The sequence below is a fragment of the Nitratifractor salsuginis DSM 16511 genome (genome assembly GCF_000186245.1).
Classification (GTDB): Bacteria; Campylobacterota; Campylobacteria; order Campylobacterales; family Sulfurovaceae; genus Nitratifractor; species Nitratifractor salsuginis.
Genome location: NC_014935.1, coordinates 489482 through 501654, shown reverse-complemented (window position 1 = coordinate 501654; position 12173 = coordinate 489482). Strand labels below are relative to the sequence as shown.

At 54.6% G+C, this 12173-nt stretch carries 9 protein-coding genes, 1 tRNA gene and 1 pseudogene; 7 read left to right on the top strand and 4 right to left on the bottom strand.

The window, feature by feature from the left end; translation table 11 throughout:
• Positions 1–57 precede the first annotated feature (57 nt).
• From mraY to NITSA_RS02465, 6 genes and pseudogenes are all read left to right on the top strand, one after another.
• Positions 58–1119: a phospho-N-acetylmuramoyl-pentapeptide-transferase gene (gene mraY, locus NITSA_RS02490; RefSeq protein WP_013553453.1), complete on the top strand. Its 1062-nt coding sequence runs from the start codon at positions 58–60 to the stop codon at positions 1117–1119.
• Between the two features lie 196 nt (positions 1120–1315).
• Positions 1316–2599 carry a UDP-N-acetylmuramoyl-L-alanine--D-glutamate ligase gene (gene murD / locus NITSA_RS02485; protein WP_013553452.1) on the top strand — a complete coding sequence of 428 codons (1284 nt, stop codon included), beginning with the start codon at positions 1316–1318 and terminating at the stop codon, positions 2597–2599.
• A gap of 45 nt (positions 2600–2644) precedes the next feature.
• A tRNA-Phe gene (locus NITSA_RS02480) sits at positions 2645–2720 on the top strand.
• A gap of 306 nt (positions 2721–3026) precedes the next feature.
• On the top strand, positions 3027–3932 hold the full coding sequence (yegS, locus tag NITSA_RS02475; protein WP_013553451.1) for a lipid kinase YegS: 906 nt from the start codon (positions 3027–3029) through the stop codon (positions 3930–3932).
• Positions 3932–4819 carry a metallophosphoesterase family protein gene (locus tag NITSA_RS02470; protein WP_013553450.1) on the top strand — a complete coding sequence of 296 codons (888 nt, stop codon included), beginning with the start codon at positions 3932–3934 and terminating at the stop codon, positions 4817–4819. Before yegS ends, NITSA_RS02470 begins: the two co-directional genes overlap by 1 nt.
• Before the next feature lie 199 nt (positions 4820–5018).
• Positions 5019–5936, top strand: a pseudogene (locus tag NITSA_RS02465) (IS256 family transposase, variant Zn-binding type); the annotation flags it as partial.
• A 113-nt stretch (positions 5937–6049) separates the two neighbouring features.
• Here NITSA_RS02465 and metH read toward each other — a convergent pair.
• Positions 6050–9556 (bottom strand): methionine synthase, encoded by a 3507-nt coding sequence (gene metH / locus NITSA_RS02460; protein ID WP_013553448.1) that lies wholly within the window; start codon positions 9554–9556, stop codon positions 6050–6052.
• A gap of 124 nt (positions 9557–9680) precedes the next feature.
• Between metH and NITSA_RS02455 the strand changes: the two genes are divergently transcribed.
• Positions 9681–10157: a PAS domain-containing protein gene (locus NITSA_RS02455; RefSeq protein WP_042203614.1), complete on the top strand. Its 477-nt coding sequence runs from the start codon at positions 9681–9683 to the stop codon at positions 10155–10157.
• 1 nt (position 10158) lies between these two features.
• Here the strand turns inward: NITSA_RS02455 and NITSA_RS02450 are convergent, their stop codons facing one another.
• The 3 genes from NITSA_RS02450 to ilvN form a co-directional block, all read right to left on the bottom strand.
• Entirely contained in the window at positions 10159–10389 is a 231-nt protein-coding gene (locus NITSA_RS02450; RefSeq protein WP_013553446.1) for a hypothetical protein, read from the bottom strand.
• A 101-nt stretch (positions 10390–10490) separates the two neighbouring features.
• On the bottom strand, positions 10491–11453 hold the full coding sequence (lpxD, locus tag NITSA_RS02445; RefSeq protein WP_013553445.1) for a UDP-3-O-(3-hydroxymyristoyl)glucosamine N-acyltransferase: 963 nt from the start codon (positions 11451–11453) through the stop codon (positions 10491–10493).
• Between the two features lie 249 nt (positions 11454–11702).
• Positions 11703–12173, bottom strand: coding sequence for an acetolactate synthase small subunit (gene ilvN, locus NITSA_RS02440; RefSeq protein ID WP_013553444.1), 471 nt, complete (start codon positions 12171–12173; stop codon positions 11703–11705).

The following is a 12173-nucleotide window of genomic DNA, read 5'->3' as shown; positions in this document are numbered from 1 at the left end:
AATTATTTAATTGTAGTAAAATATCACTTCTCAACCGATAAATCAAGAAAGAGCGCTATGTTCTATTATCTTCACGAAGCCCTGGGTATCCACCTCTTTTACTATATTTCCGTTCGGGCCGGATTGGCCTTCTTTATCGCTTTTTGCCTGACCCTCTTTCTCATGCCCCGCTACATCGCCTGGGCCAAGGCCCGCAAAGCCAACCAACCCATCAACAAATATGTCCCGGCCCACGAAGAGAAGCAGCACACCCCCACGATGGGCGGAGCGATTTTTGTCTTTTCCACCGTTATCGCTTCCCTCCTGACAGCCAAGCTGAACAACTGGTACGTCATCGGGGGCCTCCTGACCCTCGTCGGTTTCGCCGCGGTGGGGTTCAAAGACGATCTGGGCAAAGTCCTCAGCGGCGATAATCTCCAGGGACTGACAGCCCGGGGGAAAATGGCGCTGCTGATCCTCGTCTCCCTGCTTGTGAGCTCACTCCTGGTCTTTGTCGCCCACTTTCCGACCACCTTCTACGTCCCCTTCATCAAAACACCGCTCTTTGATATGGGTTATTTCGCCATCCTCTTCTGGACCCTCGTCATCATCGCTACCTCCAATGCCGTCAACCTCACCGACGGACTGGACGGGCTCGCCACGGTGCCGACCGTCATCGCCCTGGGAACTCTGGGGATCATCGTCTATCTCACCGGCCACGCCATCTTCTCCAAATATCTGCTGCTTCCCTACATCCCGGGCGTAGGGGAAATCACCATCGTCGCCGCAGCCCTTGCCGGGGGACTGCTCGGCTTTCTTTGGTACAACTGCTATCCCGCCGAAGTCTTTATGGGCGATACCGGTTCCCTCTCCATCGGTGCCTTTCTCGCCTATATGGCGATCCTGGGCAAAAGCGAAGTACTCCTGATCCTCATCGGCATCGTCTTCGTCATCGAAACCGTCTCGGTCATCCTCCAGGTCGGCAGTTGGAAACTCCGTCAAAAACGGGTCTTTTTGATGGCACCCATCCACCACCACTTCGAAATGAAAAAATGGGCGGAGAACAAGATCATCGTCCGTTTCTGGATGGTAGCCTTCCTCGCAAATCTTTTAGCACTTATCACCCTAAAGATCAGATAGTGTTGATATTCGGTCGCAAGTCGCAAGCACGGGGCTTCGCCCTTCAAGTCCCAAGTAATCCCTTCAATAAGTTTTGGAAGTCATTAATAGTTGTGAATTCATATCACTCAACGCTCAACACTCAACGCTCAACGCTCCCTTTCTCTAGTTACTTGTTTCTGGTTTCTTATTTCTCACACAATCTCGGAGCTCGATAATGCATCTTTCCTTTTTCGGTTACGGCAAAACCACCCGGGCCATCGCCGCACGTTTTGGCGGCGGCTTCGATTTTTACGATGACCGCTGCGAAAAGCCTTATGTAGATGAAGCGGGCAACCGCATTCATCCCTCTAGAGATTTTGCTCCCGAGCAGAGCGCCTTGGAGATCCTCACCCCCAGCATCCGGCCCGACAGCCCCCTGCTGGCCAAAGCACGAAACCCGATCAGCGAATACGACCTTTTTCTCTCACGCAAATGGATCGAAACTCTTTCGGAAGAGCAACGCCGACATCTTCCATCTTCCATTTTCAATCTTCTGCCCAAAACCCCTCCCCGCACCGTTTGGATCAGCGGCACCAACGGCAAAACCACCACCACCCAGATGCTCACCTGGCTCCTGGAACCCCACGGAGCACTCAGCGGGGGCAACATCGGAACCCCTCTGGCCGATCTCGACCCCGAAGCACCCCTGTGGATCCTGGAGACCAGCTCCTACACCCTCCACCATACCCGCTACGCCTCCCCCGATCTCTATCTGCTTCTGCCCATCACCCCCGATCACATCGATTGGCACGGTAGCCCCGAGGCTTATACCGCCGACAAATTGGCCCCGCTGAGAACGATGCGCGAAGGCGAGCTTGCCCTGATCCCCGCCGGCCTGCCTCGACCCTCGAGTGCCGCCTGGGTCGTGGAATACGACTCCAATGCCTACCTCGAATCCTTTTTCGACCTCGACGCTTCACGGCTTCGCTACCGGGCGGGCTTTCTCCAGGATGCCCTATTGGCCCTGGCCGTCAGCCGTACCCTCTTCGACGAAGCCGACTACGACCAGCTCGATGCCTTCCGCCTCGACCGGCACCGCCAGGAAGAGATCCTCGATGCCCGGGGCCGCCTCTGGGTCAACGACTCCAAAGCTACCAACCTCGACGCAGCCCTCCAGGCGTTGGAAGCCTATGCCGACCGTCCTATCCATCTCATTGCCGGCGGCGATGACAAAGGAGTCGATATGACCCCCCTCATCCGGTGCCTCGCCCGGCTCGACGCCAAACTCTACACCATCGGCAGCAACAACCGCCGCCTTAGCCAACTGGCCCGAGACTATGGAGTCCCGGTACAGAGCTTCACCCATCTCGACGAAGCGCTCCAAGCTGTCGATCGAGCCCTAAAGCCCTCGGAAGTCGCCCTGCTTTCCCCCGCCGCCGCCAGCCTGGACCAGTTTCCCTCCTATGCCCACCGAGGAGATGCCCTGGTCGATTATGTCAAGAAAATTGAGATAGATTAAGCGTCATATAAGTTTTATGGGATATAATTTCAGTCCACTTCAAATGGCTCGGTAGCTCAGTTGGTAGAGCAAAGGACTGAAAATCCTTGTGTCGGCGGTTCGATTCCGCCCCGCGCCACCATTCAGGAACTTCCATAAAATCATCATTTTAAACTTCTTCAAACATTAACTCAATATTTGAGATTCTTTCTTTCATCCAACCTGTTTCTAATATCATCCGCTTATAAGCTGGTCTATTTTCCAAACGCCCCCAACCTCGGCAACTATCGAGGGTTACGATATAATTGATTATAAATCGAAAAGGGGTCGTTATGCAGTCATATCAGGAAATTCAAAAAAATTCTTCCTTCTCTTCTGATAAAAGGGCGACTCCTTTTCTATCAAAATGCTTTCCCATTCAGGAAGACGGAAAAAGTGAAGGCAGACTATGAAGATACGTCTGATCCTCAACGGCAGTAAACGTGATCGACAAGATGTCCAGGAAGCGATAACCTGGATTCGACAGCATCACTTTTTCGCCCTTGATGTCCGCTACAGTGAGAGCCCCGAAGATTTTCCTCTACTGGTTACCGACGCAGTCGAGAATGGAGTTGAACGTCTCATCGCCGGCGGAGGGGACGGTACGCTCAATCTTACGGTCAATGCGCTGATGGCGATCCCCAAAGAGAAACGGCCGGAACTGGGCATCTTTCCAATCGGAACAGCCAATGACTTCGCCACCGCTGCCTTCATTCCGGAAAATCCCCGGCAGGCGCTCATAACAGCCATCGACTGCTGCAGCGTTCCCATTGATATAGGACAGGTCAACGAACGCCATTTCCTCAATGTGGCCAGCGGTGGCTTTGGAGCCGTGATCACCGCGGAAACCCCACCGGAGCTCAAACAGATGCTCGGAGGAGCCGCCTATCTGCTTACCGGAGTTTTGAAGCTCTTCGAATTCACCCCTATACAGGGGAAAATGTGTGTGGGCGATCAATGTTTCGAAGGGAGTGCCTACGCCATCGCCGTCTGCAATGCCCGCCAGGCAGGTGGAGGCATGGTCCTCGCCCCGAATGCCTATGTCGATGACGGCCAATTCGATGTAGTCCTCTATACCCTCGATTCACCACCGATCCCGGAAGATCTCGCACCGCCCTCCTCAGTCCTTGGCTGGATCCTTCCTTTCAAAAAGATCTTTCGCGTGCAAGAGGTCACCTTCATCCCCGAAGAGGGCGTGCGGCAGATCAATCTAGACGGCGAACCCTACGAGGCTGACCGTTTCGAGTTCAGGATCCACCCGCAGGCACTCAACGTCGTCCTTCCCCCCAATACCCCTCTGCTCCAGGAAGCATAATGAGAATACTGCACTGCAGTGACCCCCATTTTGATCTCTCACTCAGGAGCATTCCCTGGAAAAAACTATTCGGAAAACGTGCCATAGGGGCACTGAACCTTTTGGGAGGAAGGGGACGCTATTTTGACGAAGCCGAAGAGAAAATCGCCGCACTCGCTCGCTTCAAAGAACGTTACGGTGTCGATCTGGTCCTCTGCACCGGCGATGTGACCGCTCTGGGACTGACGGCGGAGCTGGAAAATGCCGCGGAGCTTCTGGCCCCCCTGGCCCAGCCTCCCAAACATTTCATCATCATTCCCGGTAACCACGATGTCTACAGTGCCGACGTGATACGAGGCGACCATTTCCACTACTATTTCGGCCAATATATGCATACCGATTGGCCCCAATATGCCGTAGACGGCCCCTGGCCCATCGTGCGGCTTTTCAGTGAGGATATAGCCGTCGTCGCCGTCAACAGTGCCAAACCCAATCCCCTTCCCTGGCGCTCGGATGGCTATATCCCCCCTGCACAACTCGAAGCTTTGGAGAAGATCTTACAGGATCATAGAATCAAAGACCGCTGGATCTTCGTGATGACCCACTATGCCGCCAGGCTTGCAAATGGCCGACCGGACAAACCCAACCACGGATTACGCAATGCAGACGAATTCCTCAATGTCTGTCGCCTCATCCAAAAAGGAGCCATCCTCAACGGCCACGTCCACCGATGCTACCGCACTTCATTAGCCGATGAAGGGCTGAATATCGATGAGTACTGCGCCGGCAGCGTTACAATGGAAGGTAGAGAGTGTTTCTGGCTCTTTGATGTAAACCAAGATTCGATGAAGGTTCACCAAGGCTACTTCGATAAAGAGGCTTATGAGTTTAAGCTCAGAAAATCTTAGGGACTCTTCAGCTCAACCTCTTTAATCGGCAAACCATCTTTGAGCGAGAAGATCTCAATAATGATCTTGTCGCAAAACCCTTTATTTGGAATTTCGAGCTAAAGCGGTTTTTCGGGTTGCTAAAAATCCTCTATAGCTTCGGTAATATAGGGTCTAAAAAGGACTTTTTTACAGATGGCTTGTAAAAAAGTGCCCTGTATGCGGTTCCTGGCAGACGAAAAAGAATGGGAAAAGATCTGGGATCCAGCGCTATTTATGTCTAAACTGTCGGCATGGCTTTTCTTCAAGTAGACGTCCTTCCCGAATACAGAAACAACTTTTTATTGCCTACTTCTATGAACACCAAACGCGCAAAGCCTTATCTCGGACCTATCATAGAGATCGGGTGTGGATTCAACGTCAGATTCATAGCTATGAACCGCAGAAGGCTTTACCTCGTCCCAGGCCGGTCACTTTGGTCATCGATGCGACATTCTTCGGAAAACGGGGAGAGGGCTTTGGTGTGCTGGTGGCCAAGGATGTCCTGAGTGGCCGACCTGTAGCGTATCGTTTTATTCAGACTGAGACGCTCAATGAATATGCGATGATTCGGCAAAGCCTTCTCGATCAGGGCTTTGTAATTCAGGCAGCGACCGTCGATGGCCGACGGGGATTATTCGGGCTCTTTGCTGATCTTCCGGTTCAAATGTGCCACTTTTACCAACAGGCGATATTGACCCGTTATCTGACACGCAGACCTACCTATCAAGCCTCCAGGGATCTCAAACGTATTGCATCATATCTCGGCAAAACCACTCCCTGTCGTTTCCGTTATATGCCAGAAGCTTTGCTTCAGAGACACAAGGACTTCTATGAAGAGAAAACGGAAGATGATTCTCCTCGCGGATGGCACTACACCCACGATCGACTTCGTTCAGCCTATCGAAGTCTTGAACGCAATCTTCCTTATCTTTTCACTTATAAAACTCATTCTCATCTTGGCATTGCCAATACGACCAATGCTCTGGATGGGGGGCTCTTCTCTCCGATGAAATCCTTACTGAAAGTTCATCGGGGTATTGGAAACTCTATGAAGAAAAAACTCATCATCGATTTCCTGGAAAAAACTATGAAATAGCAACCCGAAAACCCGCTTTAAGTCTTCATTTTCGATCGAAAGACCGATCAATAGGATTCCCAACTTTCACTGAATTGAGTAGTATGCTGTATCAAGCATTACTACACCATTATTTAGACTGCGTAATAGGTCGCTTCGGGATGGTGCACCACGATCGCCGTCGTGCTCTGCTCGGGGTGGATCTGGAAGGTTTCGCTCAGTTCAATGCCAAACTCTTCGGGCTCAAGGAGGTCAAAGATGACCCGGCTCTGCTCCAGGTCGGGGCAGGCGGCATAGCCGAAGCTGTAGCGCGCACCCCGGTAGCGGTTCATCCGCACATCCCGCAGGGTATGCCCCTCGTCCTCGCTGGCGATGCCCAGATCCAGGCGAATCTGCTTGTGGGCCACCTCCGCCAGAGCTTCGGCTAGTTCCACGCCGAGGCCGTGGACCAGGTTGTACTCCAGATACTCTCCCTTTTCATAAAGCGCCCGCTCATATTCAGTGATCTTCGGCCCGGCGCTGACGCAGGTAAGCGCCACCACATCGTGACGCTCATGGCGGAAGAAGTCGCTCAGCGCCCGATAGGGTTTGCGCCGCTGGCGGGGGAAGTTGAAGACCCCGACCGCGCGTCCCACGATCTCTTCCAGGGGTTCACGGTTGACTTCGCTCTCGCTGAACCACCCCTCATCGGGTGAGAAGAGGAAGAGCTCCTGATCATCGCTGCGGCAGGGATAGTAGCCGTAGAGGATGGTCGGCTCGAAGAGCTTCTCTTTGAGGAAGGTATCCTTCAGCCGTTCCCAGGCGGGATAGACGGTTTTGTCCAGGAGCTTTTGATATTCCTCCTTGCTCATCCCTTTGCTCTTGTAGCCCCAATGCATCTTAAAAAGGGTCCGCTTGTTGACCCAGTCGAAGATCATACTCAGGTCCAGGTTCTCCCGATCCATCACCCGCCGGCCCCAGAAGGGGGGCGTGGGGATCTCCACGGGCTTGGGCATTTTGATCTCTTCAAAAGGAGGGATCACCACCTCCTTCTTCTCTTTGACCACTCGCTCGTTCATATCGCCGGCCATCCGGGTATCGAGGGGTTTGGAGGGGTCTTTTTTCCACTCTTCGATCCGGCTCATCGCCACCACTCCGTCGAAAGCGTCGCGGCAGTAGAAGATGGGGCCCTTGTAGATGGGGCGGCAGTAGTCGTCCACGAATCCCCGGGTCAGCGCCGCTCCCCCCATGATAATCGGTATCTCGATCCCCCGACGGGCCAACTCCTCCAGATTCTCCTTCATCACCTGGGTCGATTTGACCAATAGGCCGCTCATCCCGATGGCGTCGGCGTTGACCTCTTCGTAGGCTTCGAGGAACTGCTCCAGCTCTACTTTGATGCCGATGTTTTTGACCTTGAAGCCATTGTTGGAGAGGATAATGTCCACCAGGTTCTTGCCCACGTCGTGGACGTCGCCTTTGACGGTACCGATCACCAGCGTCGTATCGCTCTCTTTTTCCTGCTTGGTGAGGTAGGGATTGAGGTAATCCACCGTCGCCTTCATCGTTTCGGCCGATTGAAGCACAAAAGGCAGCTGCATCTGCCCACTGCCGAAGAGTTCACCGATCACCTTCATCCCGTCGATGAGAATCTCGTTGACGATCCGGTCGGCGCCCAATTCGTGGCGCGCCTCTTCCACCAGGGGAATGAGCCGCTCCTTGTCTCCGTCCATCAGGAGCTTTTGGATCTTCTCTTCGGTGCTGAGCTTTTCATACTCTTCGTCAGTTTGCTCCGTCTCCAGGGACTTGTCGCTGAAGTGCTCGATGAAGCGGAAGAGGCTGTTCTCGTCGGCGTGGAAGAGGAGCTCTTCACAGACGGCGATATCCTCTTCGCTCATCCGGGAGAGGGGGACGATATGCTTGACGTTGATGATAACGCTGCTGAGTCCCGCTTCGACGCAGTGGTGCAAAAAGACGGAGTTGAGATAGACCCGGGCGTGGGGGGCCAGGCCGAAGGAGATATTGCTCAACCCCAGAGTGGTGCCCAGTTCGGGGTGGCGTTTGTGCAGCTCCCGGATCGCTTCCAGGGTCTGCACCGCCGCGTCGCGGTACTCTTCATCCCCGGAGCCGACGGTAAAGGTGAGCACATCGACGATCAGTTCCTCTTTGCGCAGGCCGTGAAGATTCACCGCCCGCTCGATCATCCGCTCCGCCACTTCGACTTTGCGCTCTTTCTCCTTGGCCATTCCGGTTTCGTCGATGGTCAGCAGCACCAACGCCGCGCCGTACTTTTTGGCCAGGCGGCAAATCCTGTCGAAACGCTCGATCCCGTCTTCGAGGTTGGCGGAGTTGATGATGGGGCGGCCACCGATCCGACGCAACCCCACCTCCATCGTATGGACGTTGGTGGCGTCGGGCATCAGGGGGATGGGGATCTTCTGGTTGTAGAGGCTGATCACCTCCTTCATATCCTTCGCTCCGTCCCGTCCGGCGAACTCCACATTCACATCCAGGGCGTGGGCCCCGGCGCGGACCTGCTCCTGAGCGACGGTGAGGGTCCCTTCATAATCCTCGTCCAGGATCAGCTGCCGGAAGGCTTTGGAACCGGTGGCGTTGGAGCGCTCCCCGATGAGCAGGGGCGCGGGGTCCTGGAAGAGCTCCACACTCTCGAAAAGAGAAGCAATGCTGGGCGGGATCGAACCGGTGGGGGACTTGGGTTTTTTGCCCTCGATGGCTTTGGCAAGAGCCTGGATATGCTGGGGCGTGGTCCCGCAGCAGCCTCCCAAAAAGGCCACGCCGTCGAAGTCGATGAATTCCAGCTCCTTTTTGGCGAACTCGTCGGGCCCCATCGGATAGAAGGTATGGCCGCCCCGGTTCTGGGGCAGCCCGGCGTTAGAGTGGACGGAGATGGGAAATTTGCAGCGCTCCGAGAGGGTCTTGAGGTGCTTTTTGACCTGGTCGGGCCCGGTGCCGCAGTTGAAGCCCAGAGAGAGAATGTCGAAGGGCTCCAGGATCGTCACGATGGTCGCCGCGTCGGTGCCGATGAGCATGGAACCCGAAAGTTCGATCGTGACCGAGACCATAATGGGCAGCGAGGCGGACTTTTCGGCGTTGGCCGCTTCGCAGGCGTGCAGGGCCGCTTTGATCTGCAGAGGGTCCTGGCAGGTCTCCAGCAAAAAGACGTCACAGCCCCCGTCGATGAGCCCCCGGGCCGTCTCCAGATAACCCTCGTACATCGCTTCGTAGTCAATATGGCCCAGGCTGGGAAGCTTGGTCCCGGGGCCGATGGAGCCCAGGACGAAGCGGGGTTTCTCAGGCGTGGAGTACTCCTCGCAGACCGCCTTGACCAGCTCCGCCCCCTTGCGGGAGAGCTCGTAGGCCCGCTCCCCCAGGCCGTACTCGTCCAGCACCCAGGGCATCGCACCGAAAGTGTTGGTCTTGATCATATCGGCGCCCGCCATCGCGTAGCGCTTGTGGATGCGCCCGATCAACTCGGGGGCCGTGGCGTTGAGCAGCTCGTTGCACCCCTCCTGACTTTCACCTTTTTCATCCAGCCACGCCTCGGCGGGAACCTTGAGATCCTGGATCTGGGTTCCCATCGCCCCGTCGATGACCAGATAACGCTCGGCAATGATTTCACGAATACGATCGGCAGGCTTCAAACAGGCTCCTTGGAGAATATTGAGGCAATTGTAGCAAAGTCAATACCAAATTAGGCATGAGCCTCTCTTAAGATTTTCGAGCTAGAATATAATGCAAATATATTTTTACAAAGTGACAAATTCAATGAGTGGCAAAACAGTCAAGAATACCATAACCGGTCATACGATTACCAAGCCGGACCCTGTCGATGAAGAGGTTCCCTTCGACGGTGGCGTGATGATCACCGAGACCGACCGATACGGCATCATCACCTATGCCAACAAAAAATTCCGGGATATGACCGGATACACCAAAGAGGAACTCATCGGCTCCCCCCACAATATCAATCGACATCCCGATATGCCCAAAGAAGCCTTCCGTCAGATGTGGGAAACGATCAAAAGAGGGGAATATTGGGAGGGCTATGTCAAAAATATGCGCAAAGACGGACGCTACTATCTCGTTATCGTCTGGATCAAACCCAAATTTGACAAAGAAGGGAAAATCGTCGGATACATCGCGGGACGCAAGATCCCCGATCGTCAGAAAATGAATGAAGCACTCGAGCTTTACAAAAAGCTGAAAGCCGAAGAGGAAGCCAAAGGCCTCTCCGCTTCCTGAATCAGAGTGCCTCTTTCGCCTTTTTCAAGGCTTCGATCACCCCGTCGATATTCTCTTTGGGGATATGGACTTTCCAATCGGGCTCTTCGTTGGAACCGTCCAGAAAAATCCCGATACTCGCCACCGGCTCGCTGCCGGCTCCATAGGGCTCTTCGATCACGGCGACTTCGATCTTCCCCTTCTCGGCGCTGGAGAGGGGAAGCGTTGCGATCTCGTTGAACTTATCTGCCATCTCTGACTCCTTGAATTGATTTTATAGAGCCATCTTAGCGTAATGCTTGACCAATTATGGGGAACCCAGGTCGCATTGCCGGCCGGTCGATCACTCGGCGGCTAACTTCTCTTCCCTTTGGCCAGGCGCATCAAAGCCGCCTGCTGCCGTCGCCAGAGCCGGATATCCATCGCCGGGACCCCGGCATAGACCTTGTGCCCTTCCAGGGATTTGGTGGCGGCGCATCGGGCGGCCAGCGTGGCGAAATCTCCGATCTCCAGATGCCCGGCCGTAGCGCTCTGCCCCCCCATGACCACATTGCGCCCCAATCTCGTCGAGCCGGCGATTCCCGTCTGGGCGACGATGAGACAGTTCTCTCCGATGATACAGTTGTGACCGATCTGGACCTGATTGTCGATCTTGGTTCCGCTGCCGATGAGGGTATCTCCCAGGGCACCCCGGTCGATCGTGGTATTGGCGCCGATCTCTACCTCATCCCCGATGCGGACCGCCCCGAGCTGATGGATCTTGACATGCCTTCCGTCGCGGGTATGGGCGAAGCCGTAGCCGTCACTACCGATGACTGCCCCGCTGTGGAAGATACAGCCGTTGCCCGCGCTGCATCCGTGATAGATCGTCACGTTGGGATGGATGAGGCAGTTTTCCCCGATGACAACATCGTCTCCGATATAGCTGCCGGCCAGGATCACCGTATTGCTACCGATCTTTACATTCCGCCCGAAACGAACCGTTGGATCGATTTCACACCCCTCTCCTACGACCGGAGGCTCCGAAGCGGGAGAGACCCTGTGAGCGAACAGCGCCGTCGCCAGGGCCAGTTTGAGGTAGGGCTCTTCGGTAACGAGGGGGATCACCCCTTCGGGCAAACGCTCGGCAAAGCGCTCCTCAACCAATACCGCCGCCGCCCGCGTCCGCTCCAGATCCCGCAGATACTTTTCGCTATGCAGAAAGCTCAGCTCTTCCGGTGTCGCATCGGCCAGGGTATTGAGCCCGGTGACGGAACGATCCTCACCCGAATACTCCACCCCGATCTTTTTGCAAATCTCTTTCAACGAATAGGACATAACAAACCTTTGATTTCCAGTGAGGAGCCATTGAATGAGCGAGCGGATGGAATGAGAAATTGTGGTATGCGTTGCGTGGCAACGCTTTCTTTTTTATAGATGGGAGGCTGAGAGGTCGAGAGTATAGGAAGATATAGACCCAAAACTTTCTCACCCAAAATACAAACGTCTAATGTCAAACGTCTAATGTCAAAAAAAATGTGCCGCCATCGCTCCCCAATGACCAATGACCAATGAGCAATGACCAAATTACCGCTCCATCGCAACGACCCCGCTGCGAACGACTTCCAAGGGGTGATAGCGCTTGATCGCATCCACAAAATGCTCAATCCGAGCCGATTCGTCCGCCGCCATCGCAATGAACATCTCCGTTCCCGCGTTCACGATCCCGCCGTTGTAGGCTTCGCAAAGCGCGCGGACATCAGCCAGCGGTGCTTCGATGGGAAATTTCACCAGCACCATCTCCTTTTCGACCATCTCCGTATGTTCAATGACCTTGAAGGTCGGAATCAACTTATGGAGCTGCTTGACGATCTGTTCAATAACCCGGCGATTACCGTAAGTAACGATGGTCATATGAGAGAGATCCGTATCGGGAATCGGCGCTACGGTGAGCGAATCGATGTTGTACCCCCGCCCGGCGAAGAGCCCCGAGACTCTGGCCAATACCTGCGCCTCGTTGGCGACCACAACTGAGATAACGCGTCTTACTTTATCCAT